Source organism: Neobacillus niacini, assembly GCF_019749295.1.
Taxonomy (GTDB): Bacteria; Bacillota; Bacilli; order Bacillales; family Cytobacillaceae; genus Neobacillus; species Neobacillus niacini_D.
The window spans coordinates 32,766-49,430 of record NZ_JACWFG010000001.1; the positions used below are offsets into that span (position 1 = coordinate 32,766).

Below are 16,665 nucleotides of genomic sequence, written 5' to 3' on the forward strand. Positions count from 1 at the left end.
TAGGATAAATCCGCGGTTTGATTACAAATACAAAGTAACGATTGTTTAATTCTATTATGTTTTCAAACGGATTATGAATAGGCAATCTAGTTATAAAAATTACACGTTAATATTAACTCAACATACCAAGGGCATGCACTAAAAAACCGCACAAGCGAGATCCACTGTGCGGTTTTTAGTTAGCGCCTAGAAAATACGCATACTCTTCCCTACCAAATTGAAGGTTCAATAAATCTATCATTACTTAAAGATCTTGGGTTCTGCTAGGAATTTTTTTACCATAAACGAAGCTGCACCTAGAGATGCGGCATTTCGATTGAGCTGGGAAATGAATATTTCACTTTTTACCGGTATATACCTTGAGACTCTCTTTGTAACCGCCTTCTTTATTGACTTTAAAATGATTGGGTTAGCCTCAATCAAGTTACTCCTCAAGATAATCGAGTCAGGGTTAAAAGTATTGTTCAAATTGGTTAGCCCAATGCCTAAATAATGACCAAATTTTTCTATTTCCATCAATATATCCCCATCGTTTTCCTGTATCATTTTATTGGCCATTTCAAGTGTCAGTACCCTTCCATCTTTTACCTTGGAAAGATTTTTGAAGAACGTACTTTCAGATGCATACAGTTCCCAACATCCTTGATTTCCGCAGTCACATTTTTTTCCATTTGATTCAATGGTGGTATGTCCCATTTCTCCTGAAACTCCAGCAGATCCACGGTAAAGTTCATTATTTACAATGATTCCAAGACCAATACCAGTTCCGACGCTTACAAAAATGCTGTTATGGGAATCCTTTATTGCACCATACAATTTTTCTCCATATGCGCCGGCGTTTGCTTCGTTATCAATAAAAACAGGAAGGTTAAAATGAACCTCGAGCAAATTTTTTATGTCAATTTTGTCCCAATTTGAATGGGGAGAATAAATTACAGTTTGATTCTCATTTACAAATCCATGGACCCCAACCCCAATACCAATAATGCCGTATCGAGATTCCGGTGCCTGATTGGTTACTAGTCCAATTCTTTCAATTAAAATGGATTTAAGCGTTTCCATTGATTCGTTTACAAATTCAAAATAGTCAGAGTAAAGCATATTCCCTTCTAGATCTATTAAAATCGTTAAAATATAATTGGCTGCTAGTTCCACTCCAATAGCATAACCGGCATTTTTATTAAAAACTAACAATATAGGCTTTCGGCCCCCATTAGATACTCCCGCTCCAATTTCGGAAACGAGATGTTTTTCAATTAATGAATTCGTTTGCAAAGAAATGGTTGCTTTGTTCAAATTCGTTAATTCCGTGAGTTTTGCCCTAGAGATTGGGTAGTGCTTCATTATAGTATTGAGAATTACTTCTTGACTATGCATTTTAATAGAGTTTGGGTCTGCTAATTTCACTAATTTTCCTCCTCTCTTATTTGTTTGTTTATCCTATCAAACAAAGGTCCGATTCCTTTATTTCATTTTATTATTTTATTATAACGTAAAAAAATATAAATTTGTATATTGTTCATCCCAAAAATATGTGCTAGTATAAATTCATCGCTTAGTTTATCCGATAGACAAACAAAGTTTCGAGCTAAATTTGTCTTTTCTGCAATGAAGTGTAGACGGTTTCAATGTGAGATTACTAGATTAAAAGAGGTGAAAAAAGGCTTTAAAAAAAGCAATTTAACGCAACACCTTAAGCGTTTGCATGAATTATTTTATTGTTTTTGATGATTTGAAATTAGCATAAAAGCATAAAAAGTATATTTAGTTTGTTTATTCAAATAAACTAAGGAATGCGGATATATGTTTATCAATTTCCCTATGTTAACATTTTATAGTTAGATAGTGAACACGATCACATTATCAAGTTTAACCAATTATGTAGTTTGCCTAATCCTATCTTTTTTTTAACCAACGTGAAAGCGGTTAAACCTTAAATTTATGTCTATGAAAATCGTGCAGCTTATTTTTTCAAATAGATTATTAACAATGTCTATTATTTATTGTAAGCGGATAAATCGGTTTAATATTGAAAGGAGAACCATACTCATGGCTTTAATGGAATCAACGGTCCAAGAAATGAACAATAATAAAAATACAGAAAACATTCAACGAGACGAGTATCGCGATGTCGGCCTTGCTGAACGTATCGGTTACGGTCTTGGGGACTTCGCCCAAAACCTCGTATTTGGTACAGTAGGAGGTTTCCTTGCCCTCTATCTGACTACCGTTAATGCCATTGGTACGGCAGCAGCTGGGTTCATCTTCTTGTTTGTCCGAATCGTCAACGTCGTCTGGGATCCGATGGTTGGTACCTACGTCGATAAACGAACGTTCAAGCACGGTAAATATCGTCCTTGGCTTCTATATGCAGGGATTCCGCTTGTTATCTTGTCTGCGATGCTATTTGTTCCTATACCAGCAATTCGGGGTTCAGTCGCAGTAGCCTTTATCACTTATTTGCTGCTTGACTTGGTTTATTCACTGGTAAACATTCCTTACGGTTCATTAAATGCATCACTAACACGGAACCCACAATCAGTAGATAAAATCACAACCACACGTATGATGCTGTCTAACGTTGCTAATCTAATGGTTTACACACTGTTCCCAATGTTTGTGCAAATGGCAGCACCCAAAGACCGCGAACTAAAAGACACAGGGTTCTTCGGTCTCAAGATTAACATGGGTACTTATACGGATGTATCAGCTGGTAATGCCTGGTTTTGGGTTTTCATGGTTTACATGGTAATCGGGGCTATCGCTTTGTTCCTTTGCTACCGTCTCACAAAAGAAACAGTTGTCGCAACTGCGGAACAATCAGCAGAAGTGAAAGCTTACGACCTGTTCGTTGAATTGAAGAATAATAAACCACTTCTTATTCTTGGTCTGTTCTTTATGCTTGCTTTCACCTTCATGTTCTTCATGAACACAGTAAACGGTTTCTTTAACCAATATACGGTTAACCACTCAGACTGGATGGGTGCTGTAGGTCTTATTGCTTCTATCCCTGGTATCCTTTTCCCAGTCTTCTGGCCAAAAATAAAGCATATCTTTGGTAAAAAAGGGTTTTTCTATCTCTTCCTTAGCATGTTTATTGTCGGTGAACTCCTTACTTGGGTATGGTCGTTAGAAGGCATGCACGATTCACTCGCTCTTGCATATGTTGCAACCTTCATCAAACAATGGGGTCTGACTTCTGCAACTGGTTTCATGTGGGCACTCGTTCCTGAAGTTGTCTCTTATGGTGAAATGAAGTCCGGCAAACGTAACGCTGCTATCATTAACGCCATCATGGGTCTATTCTTCAAAGTTGGATTTACACTTGGTGGTGCCATTCCGTTATGGGTGCTTGCAGCCTACGGTTTCGATGGAAATGCAATGAAGCAATCAGCAGGCGCCCTTGCCGGTATCAATTTAACAGCAATCTGGATTCCAATAGTGCTTGCGATCGTTTCAATGATTGTTATGGCTCTATACCCGCTTTCAGATAAAGACGTGGAAGATATCAATAAGAAACTTGATGCCACTCGTGCTAAAGCAAAATCTATCTAAAATAAGTTATTTGTATTTTTAATAAATTAAAGTAAAGGCTAGGTTCAATACCTGGCCTTTTTCTTTGTCTTGTCTCTAATATCCGCTTTAGAAATTCCAAATAAGCCATAGAACTGTTCACTCCATGATCATTTAACGCGACTTAATGAGAGCCGCCGGCGTTTGGCAATATCGGGACAAGCAGCGCTAACCTCACAACAAAGGCTAAACCAATTTTTTGGTTTAGCCTTTTATCATGAAAATTTTATTTAAGTAGCTTGTCGACTATTTCAAAAATACCCTTTTTCATTTTCCTCCCATTATAATCTTGATGCATCAAGATTCGCTTTTCTTCTATAAATATAGAGTAATGCCCCAACTGCAACTAATAATGAGCAAATTAACAGGTACGCCTACATATTTACTGCTGTATTTGGTAGCTTATGCGTTCCCTGTGAGGCTTTGGAACCGTAGCGAATATTAACTTGGAACTTGCAACATTTAAATCGATAAGAGCTGTATCTACTTCTACTTTAGATGAAGTTGGATTTGCAAGTACCGCTTTCGCTGATGCTAATGCCTTTTTAAAGGCCGTCCAGCTGGCAGCAGTATATTTTGATGCTTGTTTCTTATTAGCATCGGCCACTGCATATTCCAGCGCGGATTTATCAACTTCTATCACTATCGGTTTTTTTACAAGGTTTTCCGTTGCTTTTATTAAGGAATGGAGTGCTGCATCTACTTCTTCTTGTGTCGCTTCATTATTTCCTAATACTTGCCTAGCAAGACTTAGTGCAGTTGTAAAATCTCTCCAATTCTGTCCTGTGTAGTCAGACTTTACTTTTTTCTCGGCATCCGCCACTGCTTTTTCTAGTACAGATTTGTTTACTTCAACACTAACCATGATGTTTCTCGTTAGTGTTATTCCCCTTTCTTCATAAGTAATTTCAAGTTCTTGGTCTCCGATTTTACTTGAATCGAATCCCATAATATCCACATGTTCTGTAACGTCACGAACATACTGACTATCATATTGCGCATTAACAGTTAAATTTAATTCTTCACCTAAATAGTATTCTAGGTCCCCTTCAATGGCCAAATCTTCTAGTTTGGAGATAGGGAGATTACTAGCTCTAGGTACACCTGCAATGGAAGACATTCCACTGACTTTTAGGGACATTGGTTCTTCTGTTTTATCTGCTCGATACCAGCCTGCATTTCCTTGTCCTAAAAACTCAATCGGAGTTTTCCCAAGCTCTTTCACTTTCAAAAGTGACATGGTGTAATAGAATATACTAGCCCTTTTTAAATGATATTGGCTGCTTATAATAGAAGCGGTTTTTATATTATAGTCGTTGTACAAAGTATCATAGCTGAACGATGCATTTTGAACGGTATTTGCACTTTTGTTTTCTACAATGATTCTTTCTATCGGAAGTCCGTTAGCCAATAGCCAATCACGCATACGATCGCCTTCTGTCCAACCATTTTTCATTACTCCGCCAGTTACTAAGACATAAGAGTTGGAGTATTTGTTTGCACTATTTAGGGCAACTTGTAATCTACCAACTAATTCATCCGTCATTGTACCGTCGCTATTTAAAGCAAACCCAAGAACAATAAAAGCATGCGTATTATCTTTTGGAAGACCGTCTGGAGCCACATCTATATTTTCTTCCATATCATTCTCGATCCAATCCCAATAATTAGTGACCGAATTCCATAACTTATAATCTTCCAGAGATTGTTCTTCAATCAGTTCAAGAGTTCTTTGGACATCTGTACGTGCATCTTGTCCATAATAATAGATTAATTCACTTACTAGTGTTTTTATGTCCTTTGAGGCATCAGGAGTTTCTGCCGCGGCAGTAGAGAAAGGAATCAAACTAAATATCAATAACAAACTGAATAATATATTATTAACTTTTTTCATTACTATAAATACTCCTCCATCGTTATGAACTTATTTACTATTTCTGTCATCCACTTGGTTGTTAATAATCTTACTTAAATCAATCCACCTCCTTTAAATATTTTTACAGGTGATTACATAAAAAAGGCATGGTGGAAATTGAGGAATGGATACATTCCCTCATTTACCACCATGCCTAATCGCATTAGTAACATGTGATTCACTATGTAACTTCTATTTATATAGTAACCATTATTTTCCTTGAAGACAACCTTTTTAACTGATAATTTTTAATATTCAACAAATTAACAAAACCTAATGAATGAAAACGTCCTTCTGATTTTGGTCAACATGCAAAAAGAAGCGCTCATCAATTTGAGCAGCTTTCTAAGGGTCTATCAAAAAAAGAATCATTATTCGAAATTTTTCCCATTCAAATAATAAGCAGACTCTAGAAATACAGTAAAAGCAATTTCCACCTCAGGAATACCCTGTGAATGAATATGGTTCGTCATTATCTTTGCAAATTGGTCCTGAATTTCCTGGCCACGATCAAACCATTTCACTTCGATAAAAGGAAATCCAGGGACTTCCTCTTGATTAAAAACAAAAGAAGAGTGGATTATTTCTAATGTGAAATTGTCAGTTTCACATTTACAAAGGTCTGCTAGTTCCTGAACCAAAGCAGCACTAATTTTTTTTACTATATCAACTGTAATTCCTTTAAAAATTAATTGCGGCATTTCAATTCCTCCCATAATATTTATACTTAGTAGTATCAAGTATAAAGTTAGTTGTATTCAATCAAGTCTGAACAAATGTGCAGACCTCCGGATATAATGATGGTATACTTTTTAAATATCTAAAACTATATGGTGATAAATTTGATTTATTTATTGATATTAATTTTCCTTATGATTTGTATTATTTTATTTTTCACTTTTAATAAACTTTATATTAGAACTTCAGCCATGGCCATGGTTATGGCACTTGGGATTGTTACACAGGGTGTTCTATTAAACTATTTTGGAATCCAGTTCTTCCAACACATTTTTGGAAAAATTCTATGCATTATTAACCTCTCCCTTTGGTTTTCCTTTATTCTTTCTTTAATAATTGCCAGTCTGGATGGAAAATTTAAAGTCATCCATTATTCCAATCTAATCAATCGTTTTGGGATTGGTACATGGGTTGCTGGTACCTCTATTAGTGGCATTATATTTTATAAACAATTTTTCCAATGGGGATTTATTTCGGTCTTTATTGCGATTATAAATATTGTCCTGTGGATTATTTATATTGGGATAAGTGTAAAAACTTTTTTAGAAATTTCTCGGACAAAATCATATCAGAATGTCCATGGAATTCTGCTTCTAACTACTGTTAGCACACAATCGATAGTCCTGTTACTTAACACTGTTTTCAAAGAATTTCCTGATATCTTTAACCTATCCTTACTAATCATAGGGTTTTGTTTTTATCTTGTTTGTGTATTTTTTATCCTATATAGATACATAAAAAATTCTTGGTCAATTGAATTGGATTGGAACAATACGAACTGCATTTTACATGGGGCATTATCTATTTCCGGGATTGCCTGTTTAGTCACAGGCATTATTGGTATTGATACAATAAGATTGATATGGAGAGCAGCCTTTATTATTTTCATTATGGTTGAGTCTATTGAAATCTACAGGCTTTTTAAACGGATGAAACACTATGGTCTTAAAAAAGCTATCTTTATTTATGATGTTACGCAGTGGAGTAGAGTCTTTACTTTTGCAATGTTTTATACTTTAACATCCCTAATCCATACCCATTTATTTATTGGGTCCATCGTGATTGACACGATCTTAAACTTAGGCGTATGGGTAGTCATAATTCTTCTAATGTTTGAACTCATGCTTTGTTTTAGTGATCTAATAAAAGCTAACAAACAATCATCTAGACATATTAGTAAAGGAAACGAAGTAAGCTCTCCATTTTAAGTGGGGAGCTTTAATTTTGAATATGTATGTTTGGCTGCCCATTAAAACATGTGTCTGCCAGCAAAGTCTCGAAAGAGTTCCTTGGTTAGTGGTTGGAGAAACAATAAGGAGCGTTATATCAAGGTTGGCGGGACTGCGTGGGAATCGAACCCACCAGACCTGGCATGCAGGTCACAGGCAGTCTTGAAGACCGTTCCTTTTTATTGAGGAATTAAAAAATAGACTAGAAGATTATATTCATTATTATAATTACAAGCGAATAAAACAAAAATTGGCTGGGATGAGCCCGGTTAAATACCGTGTCCATACCAGCCAAATAGCTGCTTAATATAAAACTCTAACTTTCGGGGGGCACCTCATAATTGTAATAGAAGTGAAATCGATAATAGAGCGGTTCCAAGGAAATAACTCCATTTATGTAAGAAGAAATGCTCTAGAAAAGTAAATCCATTTTCTTCATATCCCCGCCTTCATAAAGGAATATGCTTAGACTAACCAAATGATTATCCAATAACAATGGATTTACCCATCATCTTTCATGGATTATCTTGTTTTATCCCGTTTACTGAGTTGCCAAAGGGGGAAACAAACATCCTTTCTACTTCTGTGATTTAAAAGGATACAGCTCGCGGTAATTGGTGGGTGTCATTCCTTCATGTTTTAAAAAGCGTTTGTTAAAATAACTGATACTCGGATAGCCTGCTTTTAGAGCAATTTCTTTTATGGTCATTTCTTTATGGTCAAGCAGTAATTGTTTACTCAGTTGAAGCCGGCATAATGTAATGAACTCCATTGGCGTCATTTGGGTATCCCGTTTAAAAAGGCGACAAAAATAATAGGTGCTCACACCTGCTTGTTCCGCCCAGTAATCCAATTCAAATGGTTCACATGCTTTACTTTGCATCATGGGCAGCAAGCCCTGAATTCGATTGTCCAACTCCTGCTTCCGGTCGGAAGTCCGGGGTACTACATTTGTTAGGAATTCCATTAAGAACGTATAGGTGAGAGTGGACAACCGGGACAAATACAAAAAACTATTTTTCTCCGCTTCAAGGAGCAGCTGCTCATGAGCCTTTTCTAATGGCTTCATATGTTGGATATTCCATAGTGAATGTCGGTAAAACCCTTTTTCTGATAAAAATGGATGGAGAACGCTTCCATAAAAATGCACCCAACGAATATTCCACGGGTCCTGATGACTGCTATAATAACGCTGTTCCTGCATCGGAAAATACAAAAAAGCATCCCCCCGCTTCAAGGTAAATTGTTTTCCGTCTATTTCTATATAGCCAGTTCCTGAAACAATAAAGTGAATACTAAAATTATTAAGCGTACCTACCTTTCTATCTACCTGATGTTCCGGCTCATCCCAATACCATCCGATCGATTCGGGGAGCACCATATATTCGTTATTATTGAGTGTAGGTAATAGATATTGTCGAAGCATGTTCTATCACTCTTTCCATAGCAATATTGTTTCATATGTAAGGCAAAAAGATTATATTTTTATTTTATTATGAGTTTAATATAATGACAATATAGTAATATTCTTACATAAAAGGAGAGGAACAGAATGAAAAAAATTCTTTGGGGAATTATTGGCTGCGCCGGCATCGCGAAGCACTCGGTTATACCTGGAATCCAGAAATCTGAAACCGGCGAAGTCGCTGCCATCGCTAGCCGCGGATTAGACAAGGCAAAGCAAACAGCGGAGGAATTGAATATACCGACCGCTTATGGAAGCTATGAAGAATTACTTGCTGATCCTACTATTGAAGTCGTTTACATTCCACTGCCCAACCATATGCATAAAGAATGGGTAATTCGTGCAGCAGAAGCTGGAAAACATGTATTATGCGAAAAGCCATTAGCGCTTACTGCACAGGAAGCACAAGAAATGGTAGCGGCTTGCGAAAAAGCTGGTGTTGCATTTGCCGAAGCGTTTATGTACCGATATCATCCGCGTTATAACGTCATTCACGACATTATTCAATCGGGTGAAATTGGCGAGATTCGCGGAATTCATGGCACCTTTACCTTTAACAACGCAAAGGACAAGAACAATATTCGATATAAACAAGATTGGGGCGGCGGTTCGCTATACGATGTAGGTGTATATCCAATTAGTGCAGCACGGATGTTGTTAAACGAAGAGCCGCAGGCTGCAACGGTTCATGCTCTATTGTCTGAAGAACATGATTATGTCGATATGATGGCCTCTGGCATTTTAGAGTTTAATAAAGGTGTTGCTTTAACGTTTGATTGCGGCATGTGGGCAGCTTTCAGAAATACACTTGAAGTCTTAGGAACAGATGGACGAATTGAAGTTCCGAGCGCCTTTGTGGTAAATCAGGATGAAAGAGATAACTTTTTTGTCCATACAAAGGATGGACGTAGAGAAGTAGAAGTTCCTCACTTGAACCAATATGCCTTGCAGGCAGATGCTATAGGAAGAAGTATTCGGAACGGAGAACCACTTCCTTTTCCAGCATCAGATGCCGTCCTGAATATGAAAGTGTTGGATGCTTGTTTGACATCGGCACGAGAACGCCGTCGTGTGGAAATTTAACAAATTGGAGGTTGAAATAATGAAAACGATTACGATTCCAGGGCTAACAAAACCAGTAACGACCCTTATTCAAGGCTCAGACTATTTTAGGCCAAGTGTGTATGAGCAAGTTTGCCAAGTGCTGGACCGTTTTTTCGCCATAGGCGGGAATACGATTGACACCGCCCATATTTACTGTGGCGGTGAGAGTGAAGTGGCAATTGGGCAGTGGATGACGGAGCGAAACAATCGTGAAGATGTGGTGATTTTAACAAAAGGGGCTCACCACGACCAGAACGGCACCCGTGTAAATCCTGAAGCTATTTCAAAGGATCTATTTGAGAGTTTAGAAAGGCTTGGAACAGATTATATCGATTTATATGCGTTGCATCGTGATGACCCGAATGTCCCGGTTAACCTCATTATTGATGCCTTAAATGAGCATATTGCCGCTGGAAGAATTAAAGCGATAGGCGGGTCGAATTGGACGGTTCAAAGGTTGCAGGAAGCGAATGAATATGCCGCAGCTAATGGGTTAGTCGGATTTACTTTCAGCAGTCCCAATCTAAGCTTAGCCAAAGCGAAAGAACCGTTTTGGGCTGGTTGTGTATCCGCTGATGCAGCTGATTGCCAATGGCATGAAAAATATCAGATCCCGCTTTTGTCGTGGTCTTCCCAAGCAAGAGGTTTCTTTACAGGTCGCTTCTCGTCAAATGATTACAGCAATGCGGATCTTGTTCGCGTATTCTACAGTGATGAAAACTGGGAACGTCTGCGCCGCGCTGAAGAGCTTGCAAAAGAAAAAGGTGTCAGCACCATTCAAATCGCACTTGCATATGTTCTCAATCAACCATTTCCTTCCTGTGCCCTTATCGGTGCTCAAAATGAAGCAGAATTGAACTCTTGTTATGAAGGATCCAAAATTGTTTTAACACAAGAAGAGATAAAATGGCTGGAAGATGTTGCAATAAGTGTGAGATAATGTGCTTTCTCTTTTTATTAAAAGATTAGAAGGTTTCCTTTTGTTAAAGAGGAAGCCTTGTTGGAATAAAGGTAATATGAAATTTCCCCCATTCCAAGTTACAAGTTACCATGGATATCTATTCGCATTTGACCGGTAACATGGAGTAATTAGGGTAGATACATTAGATACACTTCTGAAAAGACTTCGATAGCACAAATGGAAGTTTGGCACTTTTACAGCAATCAACAATAAAAAAGCCCGAGTGCCCTCAGGTCTATGTATGAAAGGATTTGCTTAAGGTCTTGATATGGTTGGCGGGACTGTGTGGGAATCGAACCCACCAGACCTGGCACGCAGGTCTCAAGCAGTTTTGAAGACTACGTAAGTTAATCCGGACAATCAATCGGCACAATCAGCGCCAACATCAACGTTCAATCATGCGGTCAATCAGTCTACGGTCAATCACCGTTACAGTTTTCATTCGTCCTTTACGGTTTTATGATAGTCGATAGGTTATGCGGTGTCAATAAAACTCGAAATATGTATAACCCCGGAATTACTCCGAGGGCCTTTCTTTATTTCAGCATGTCGTTAAGTTCTTCTAAGCCTTGCGCCACTTCTTCATCGGATAATCGGCGAGGACGATCTGTTTGCAGCTCGGTAAACTGCGTAACTTCCTTGCGCTCAACTAAGCGACCGCTAAGCTTATAGTAAAGCTCAATAGCTTTAATTGAAGGAATTCCGTTATTAGACGGACCCTTTTCGATTAGAGTCATTAACCTTGCGTCAACCAGTGAACGATAAGAGTCAAGCTTCATGTCCGTCAATGCTGCCTGGTAGCGGATAAAGTCGACGTCCTCTGTTCTCCAAGTATGAAGATGCTGACGGCTAATTCCGATTTCTTCCGCTAAGGCTTCTTGCGTGCGCTTTTCCTTACCAGCGAATTCATTCGCAATTAGCAAGTGAGCCGCCATTTGTTGCTGCGGAGTAAGATTCTCCTGCAATTCTTTTAATGTTGCCATTTAGTTTCCCCTCCTAGTATAAGTGTTTAATTGATTCGTAATGTTCTTTAAGTCGACTGAGCTCCGCGTCAAATAACGCTTCATCACTCTTGTATGCCTCGTATTTAGCCTTAACGTCTGCATAACCCCCGTGTCCGTATGCAACTTCGTTCAGAGACTTTTTGGCGTCAATACTCGCCAGTTTCAAACTTAGAAGTAAGGAACGAATAAACTTTTCCGGTGCGTTCTGATCTGCGGATTTTACTAATCGCATAGCGTTGCGCATCCCTACAGAGAAGGCATTGTAATTCCCGCCGATAGTTTCGCCGATTAATTCTAAGTCAGCCACGTAAGGCTCCAGCTTCGAATCATCAATCGGAGGAATCCTTTGGGAATCACCGCAAAGTTTTGCATACTTTACGAGAAAATCAAAAAGCGGTTTGCAGCGTTCGAAAAGTAAATAGCCAACTTCTACCGGAACGAATTCCGCTGGAGGGTCGGCAGGTAATCCTCTTGCAATTCGATCGGCTTTCATTGCCGCTATTTCCTTTTTCATCTTTTCAATGTCGTCCATATTCAACCTCCGTTTTTACTTTCTGATTCCGCCAAATCGCGCCTTTAAGTTAAACCGATCCGATAATCCGCGCTCAATCATGTCGAGCATACCTCGCGCATCATCTTCCGAACCGCTTCCGCTATAATTCAGCGTTAGATTAACTGTTGAGCTTTGCGTCGTTGTTTTCTCTGCCAGCGGTCGTGTGTAAGCATTGCCCGCAACTCCTGGCGTAGAGTAAGCAAGGGACGTCGGGACTGCAGCCGAAGCCATATCCCCGGTAGCTACCTTGACTTCGTTAATCATCGATTTTAGACCGTTTACGAAACCTTCTCCGGTAAATTCTCCGAGCTCCATAAGAACCCTTGAAGGAGAATGAATGCCGAGGAACGACTTGATCTTCGCAGGAATAGCGCCGGCAATTCCGCTGACCGCTTTAGAAACCGCAGAACCCATCGACTTAATACCGTTAACTAATCCAGCGATAATATTACGTCCTATGTCCGCTAAATTGATACTCTTGAAGATTGAAACGATATTCTGCCAGATTCGCGACGCAGTATTTTTCGCTGATTCTAGCGCTCCCTCGAAATCTCCGGTAAAAATCTTAGCAAAAAAGCCAATCAGTCCGAGCACGAAGTTTATCGCCGTTGAAAAGGCTGCCTGTATGACTGCCCAAGCAATCTTCACGACGCCCACAATTACCGGAAAAATCGTCTGGAAGATCATCGAAATAAAGCCCATCGCCGTTTGTATATAGCTCTTCAAGAATGTGAAGGCAAATTTCGCTACTTCCATAATGGCCGATCCGTTTTCCGACCACCATTTCGTAATGTCGCTTAGTCGATCGCCAATGAACGAAGCCACTGCGGACATGACCGACTTCACGATTCCGATGATAAATTCTAGCGCAACGCTAAAGGCCTGCTTGATCCATTCCCAGGCTGCGTCTACTGAATCCCGAAACCATGAAATATGTTGATACGCCAATACGAGCGCAGCACCAATCGCAGCAATGACGCCTACAACGATTAGAACGGTGGACGAAATACCCGCAATAACTCCTACGAGCCAGCTACCTGCCGTTGCTATAGCGGTAAAGCCTGCGACAATGGCAGGAATAAAGCCGATAATCATTAGAAGCGGTCCAGCGATTAGCAAGAAGCCTGCAGCAATAGCCGCTGTTATCGCAATCGTTGACTTTGTGCTTTCGCTCAAGTTGTTGAACTTGTCGATCATGCCTTGGACTGTTAACGTGATTGACTTAATTGCCGGTAGCAACGCAGTACCAAGCGAAATCGAAGCCGTCTCAAACGCGCCCTTTAATTGCTCGATTGCACCCTTAGTGTTATTCAAACGTTCTGTCGCAACATCTACCGCTTTGACCTTCGACATTGACTCGTACATCTTATCAATACCCGCTGCACCCTCGTTGTAAAGGATGTTGGCAGCACGAATTGCGTCCGTTCCGAACATCGTTTTCATTGCAAGCTGACGTTGCTCATCGGTCAAGCCGGACAATTGCGTTTTCAATAACTCCGCAATTTCAGCCATCGATTTAATTGAGCCGTTAGCGTCATAAAACTTACTGGTATTGTTCTCCGTAAGAAGTCCAAGCTCTTTCATTTGTCCGGCGGCAGCGTCCGTACTAGGCGATAAGTTAAGTAGCATCGTCTTTAGTGAGGTACCGGCATCGGATCCACGCAAGCCCCAGTTTGCAAACGCTGCGAGTGCCGTTGAGGTATCTTTAAACGATAGCCCAACTCCGGCAGCAACCGCTGAAGTCATACTTAAGCCGAATTTCAGTTCAGAAACTGACGTGGCGCTTGCATTCGCGGCTCCGGCAAGAAGATTTCCGGCGTCAGCTACGCTTAAATTGTCCTTTTTGAACGCATTTAGCGCAGTGGATGCGATTTCAGCCGCGTCAGCTAGTTCAAGTTCGCCAGCAACTGCTAAGTCGAGCGCACCTTGCAAGCCTCCGCCTAGGATATCTGCCGTGCTTACTCCAGCTTTCATTAATTCTTCAATACCTTGAGCCGCTTCAGTAGCGCTATATTTCGTTTTTGCGCCCATCTCGATAGCTAATGCGCTCAACTTTTCCATTTCTTGCGCTGTGCTTCCCGAAACTGCTTTAATCGAGGATAGCTGATACTCGAAATTCATTGCCGAGTTTGCTGCGAATCCGAGGCCACCGGCTATCGCGACGCCCAGAGCCGTCATGCCAGCGCCGATTTTTCCGAGCTCAGCGAATGTTTGTTGCGTACTACTTGAAAATCTAGAAACCTCGTTGGCAGCTTGAGTCAAACCAGATGAGAGGTTTGATATGTCTGCCCCGACGTTTACAAGAATTGTTTGATCTCCTGCCATTTACGTTGTCACCACCTTTAAATATCCTGATAATAATTCGCCTGACTTTGCGCCAAGTTGTTCCGCCTTTTGATAGCGTCCTTTTTGGCCAGCTTCGCATGCTCGAATCATCATTTCGAAACCATCTCGTAATAACCGGAAGCCTCTCCGGTCTTCTTGCGACAGTTTCAACTTTTTTAATTCCGCCAAGCCTTTGCTGTATTGCCGCTCTGCCTGCCGCCAAGTTGCATCAACTGGCAGTGCTTGCGCTTGTGCTGCGTTTTGCATCCATTGACCCGTCTTCGTGTAATACTCGTCAACAACGCGCTGAACATCGCTCAATGTGTTCATGTTTTCACCCCTCTAGTTTCGTTTGGCCAAATAAAAAACAGCCCGTTAGGACTGTCAGTTTTAAGATGTTCGCTCCGACAACGGAATGGCTGACCGTTGAATTCATCACGAGATATGTATAAAAAAGAACGCCCGAAGGCGCCCTATTACTTACTAAACTTTTCGAGATATGCTGCTTTTAGCACTTTGTATCTCTTGACATTATCGTGGGTCTTAATGACTTGTGGGTTTTCCACTCCGTCCTCTTTGACGTAGGTATAACGGGTAGATTGCGCTAGATTAAATAGCTTTGCAAGATCATCAGCGCTAACTCTAAAATCGCTAATGTCCACACCTTCAAGACTTTGCCCTTCGATTTTACTTAGCAGTTCCTCGTCGTTTTTTATAACAATTTTGCCTGTTTGAAGTGTAGTAATATTCATTTATATTCCGCCCCTTTTTATTGTTTTTTTTATTTAAGCCGATGAATAAAGTCGCCGGCCGTTATCTTATTCCGCTTCTGGCTCTTTTACTGAATCTTCTATAGCAAAATACATGTCCGGCTTGTTTACGTAGTCTGCATAACGACTTCCGTATGATCCCTTAATGTGATCCGTGACAGCAGGCTTGAATATCTTGGCCGAGAACATTGCGTCTGCTTGCTCCATTACCTGTTGCGCCTCTCGCTGGTCTTCCGTCTTAAAATCCGAATCCAATCTATCGTACAACTTTACTAAATCCGCTTTTGCCTCTGGTTTTACCTGCTGAATAATAGGCGTAATGACATCCGAAAAGTGTTCGCGGAATTGTCCGGCAATATAAGGATCGTCTATCCCTTCCGCAAACTCCTTCACAAGTTCCGCGGCCTTTTCCGGACGGAACGCCAGCATTACGCGAGTCTTTAAATCTTTCAAGCTACGTTCATATTTTTGCACAGTTGCGTCACTAGGCTTCTTATGCGGACTTTCAAGAAGGCGCTCAGCCTTGCCCTTTGCGCGAATGACTTCAATTTGAAACTCGTCTTTGGTCTTCTTTGCAAACTCCATTATTTGTCGACTGTGCTGCTTTTTAAGCTCCTCAATTTTTAATCTTTGACCGTGTGCAGAAAGGGTTTTGTCCTGTCTTATTTGCTGTTCTGCTTGACTTAGCTTATCTGCCAATTCCCTATATTGAGCTGTAGCCCCGTTCATAATTTCATGAGCTTTCGAAATGTGTTCTCTCATTATTAAATCCCCCTATTTTATAAGTAATTTTGTTACATCCATTATTAGCGACGTCGACTCTTCTTCGGGCCACTCCAAACTTTGATTCCTTTCTCGCAATACGTTTGCCAGCCTGCATCTTCGTACTTTTCTTTGCGCTCTTTTCGCAAACATTCCGATTGCAATGCACAATTAAAACACCTTAATTTAGTTGATTCCGCCATTCTCGTTAACCTCCTCAGCCTCTTTTATTTTCTGAAGCACTCGGTCCGTCCAATCGGTACCAT

Annotated in this window: 14 protein-coding genes and 1 pseudogene; 5 read left to right on the forward strand and 10 right to left on the reverse strand. The window is 40.2% G+C overall.

Features of this window, described 5'->3' with window-relative positions:
- Positions 1-240 precede the first annotated feature (240 nt).
- Positions 241-1,407 carry an ROK family protein gene (locus tag H0184_RS00125; protein ID WP_221819666.1) on the reverse strand — a complete coding sequence of 389 codons (1,167 nt, stop codon included), beginning with the start codon at positions 1,405-1,407 and terminating at the stop codon, positions 241-243.
- Positions 1,408-2,049: 642 nt separating this feature from the next.
- Between H0184_RS00125 and H0184_RS00130 the strand changes: the two genes are divergently transcribed.
- Positions 2,050-3,555 carry an MFS transporter gene (locus H0184_RS00130; RefSeq protein WP_221819668.1) on the forward strand — a complete coding sequence of 502 codons (1,506 nt, stop codon included), beginning with the start codon at positions 2,050-2,052 and terminating at the stop codon, positions 3,553-3,555.
- A 400-nt stretch (positions 3,556-3,955) separates the two neighbouring features.
- Here H0184_RS00130 and H0184_RS00135 read toward each other — a convergent pair whose 3' ends face one another.
- Positions 3,956-5,467, reverse strand: a complete 1,512-nt coding sequence (locus tag H0184_RS00135; RefSeq protein ID WP_221819670.1) for an ElyC/SanA/YdcF family protein — start codon at positions 5,465-5,467, stop codon at positions 3,956-3,958.
- 392 nt (positions 5,468-5,859) lie between these two features.
- Positions 5,860-6,189, reverse strand: a complete 330-nt coding sequence (locus H0184_RS00140) for a DUF1904 family protein (RefSeq protein ID WP_221819672.1) — start codon at positions 6,187-6,189, stop codon at positions 5,860-5,862.
- Between the two features lie 141 nt (positions 6,190-6,330).
- Here H0184_RS00140 and H0184_RS00145 point away from each other — a divergent pair, with 141 nt between their 5' ends.
- Together H0184_RS00145 and H0184_RS00150 are read left to right on the forward strand one after the other, a co-directional pair.
- Complete coding sequence (locus H0184_RS00145; RefSeq protein ID WP_221819674.1) at positions 6,331-7,434, forward strand: TDT family transporter; 1,104 nt, start codon at positions 6,331-6,333, stop codon at positions 7,432-7,434.
- Between the two features lie 202 nt (positions 7,435-7,636).
- Entirely contained in the window at positions 7,637-7,762 is a 126-nt protein-coding gene (locus H0184_RS00150; protein WP_396953571.1) for an IS3 family transposase, read from the forward strand.
- Between the two features lie 270 nt (positions 7,763-8,032).
- Here the strand turns inward: H0184_RS00150 and H0184_RS00155 are convergent, their stop codons facing one another.
- Positions 8,033-8,881, reverse strand: coding sequence for an AraC family transcriptional regulator (locus H0184_RS00155; protein WP_221819676.1), 849 nt, complete (start codon positions 8,879-8,881; stop codon positions 8,033-8,035).
- A 126-nt stretch (positions 8,882-9,007) separates the two neighbouring features.
- Between H0184_RS00155 and H0184_RS00160 the strand changes: the two genes are divergently transcribed.
- A complete protein-coding gene (locus tag H0184_RS00160) occupies positions 9,008-10,003 on the forward strand; it encodes a Gfo/Idh/MocA family protein (RefSeq protein WP_221819678.1) in 996 nt (331 codons plus the stop codon).
- Positions 10,004-10,022: 19 nt separating this feature from the next.
- The gene (locus H0184_RS00165; RefSeq protein WP_221819680.1) at positions 10,023-10,964 is read left to right on the forward strand and encodes an aldo/keto reductase; all 942 of its coding nucleotides are present in this window, start codon (positions 10,023-10,025) and stop codon (positions 10,962-10,964) included.
- 557 nt (positions 10,965-11,521) lie between these two features.
- Here H0184_RS00165 and H0184_RS00170 read toward each other — a convergent pair.
- From H0184_RS00170 to H0184_RS00195, 6 genes and pseudogenes are all read right to left on the reverse strand, one after another.
- On the reverse strand, positions 11,522-11,968 hold the full coding sequence (locus H0184_RS00170) for a phBC6A51 family helix-turn-helix protein (protein WP_221819681.1): 447 nt from the start codon (positions 11,966-11,968) through the stop codon (positions 11,522-11,524).
- A 13-nt stretch (positions 11,969-11,981) separates the two neighbouring features.
- Positions 11,982-12,521, reverse strand: a complete 540-nt coding sequence (locus tag H0184_RS00175) for a hypothetical protein (protein ID WP_221819682.1) — start codon at positions 12,519-12,521, stop codon at positions 11,982-11,984.
- 1,023 nt (positions 12,522-13,544) lie between these two features.
- Positions 13,545-14,702 (reverse strand): annotated as a pseudogene (locus H0184_RS28150) (phage tail tape measure protein); the annotation flags it as partial.
- Positions 14,703-14,867: 165 nt separating this feature from the next.
- Complete coding sequence (locus tag H0184_RS00185; protein WP_221819684.1) at positions 14,868-15,197, reverse strand: hypothetical protein; 330 nt, start codon at positions 15,195-15,197, stop codon at positions 14,868-14,870.
- A gap of 146 nt (positions 15,198-15,343) precedes the next feature.
- The gene (locus H0184_RS00190; protein WP_221819685.1) at positions 15,344-15,619 is read right to left on the reverse strand and encodes a hypothetical protein; all 276 of its coding nucleotides are present in this window, start codon (positions 15,617-15,619) and stop codon (positions 15,344-15,346) included.
- Between the two features lie 66 nt (positions 15,620-15,685).
- Positions 15,686-16,399 (reverse strand): hypothetical protein, encoded by a 714-nt coding sequence (locus H0184_RS00195; protein WP_221819686.1) that lies wholly within the window; start codon positions 16,397-16,399, stop codon positions 15,686-15,688.
- Positions 16,400-16,665: the final 266 nt, after the last annotated feature.

Coding starts and splice junctions, on each gene's coding strand:
- H0184_RS00130 (WP_221819668.1), top strand. CDS start 2,050: ATGGCTTTAATGGAATCAACGGTCCAAGAAATGAACAATAATAAAAAT.
- H0184_RS00135 (WP_221819670.1), bottom strand. CDS start 5,467: ATGAAAAAAGTTAATAATATATTATTCAGTTTGTTATTGATATTTAGT.
- H0184_RS00140 (WP_221819672.1), bottom strand. CDS start 6,189: ATGCCGCAATTAATTTTTAAAGGAATTACAGTTGATATAGTAAAAAAA.
- H0184_RS00155 (WP_221819676.1), bottom strand. CDS start 8,881: ATGCTTCGACAATATCTATTACCTACACTCAATAATAACGAATATATG.
- H0184_RS00160 (WP_221819678.1), top strand. CDS start 9,008: ATGAAAAAAATTCTTTGGGGAATTATTGGCTGCGCCGGCATCGCGAAG.
- H0184_RS00165 (WP_221819680.1), top strand. CDS start 10,023: ATGAAAACGATTACGATTCCAGGGCTAACAAAACCAGTAACGACCCTT.
- H0184_RS00170 (WP_221819681.1), bottom strand. CDS start 11,968: ATGGCAACATTAAAAGAATTGCAGGAGAATCTTACTCCGCAGCAACAA.
- H0184_RS00175 (WP_221819682.1), bottom strand. CDS start 12,521: ATGGACGACATTGAAAAGATGAAAAAGGAAATAGCGGCAATGAAAGCC.
- H0184_RS00185 (WP_221819684.1), bottom strand. CDS start 15,197: ATGAACACATTGAGCGATGTTCAGCGCGTTGTTGACGAGTATTACACG.
- H0184_RS00190 (WP_221819685.1), bottom strand. CDS start 15,619: ATGAATATTACTACACTTCAAACAGGCAAAATTGTTATAAAAAACGAC.
- H0184_RS00195 (WP_221819686.1), bottom strand. CDS start 16,399: ATGAGAGAACACATTTCGAAAGCTCATGAAATTATGAACGGGGCTACA.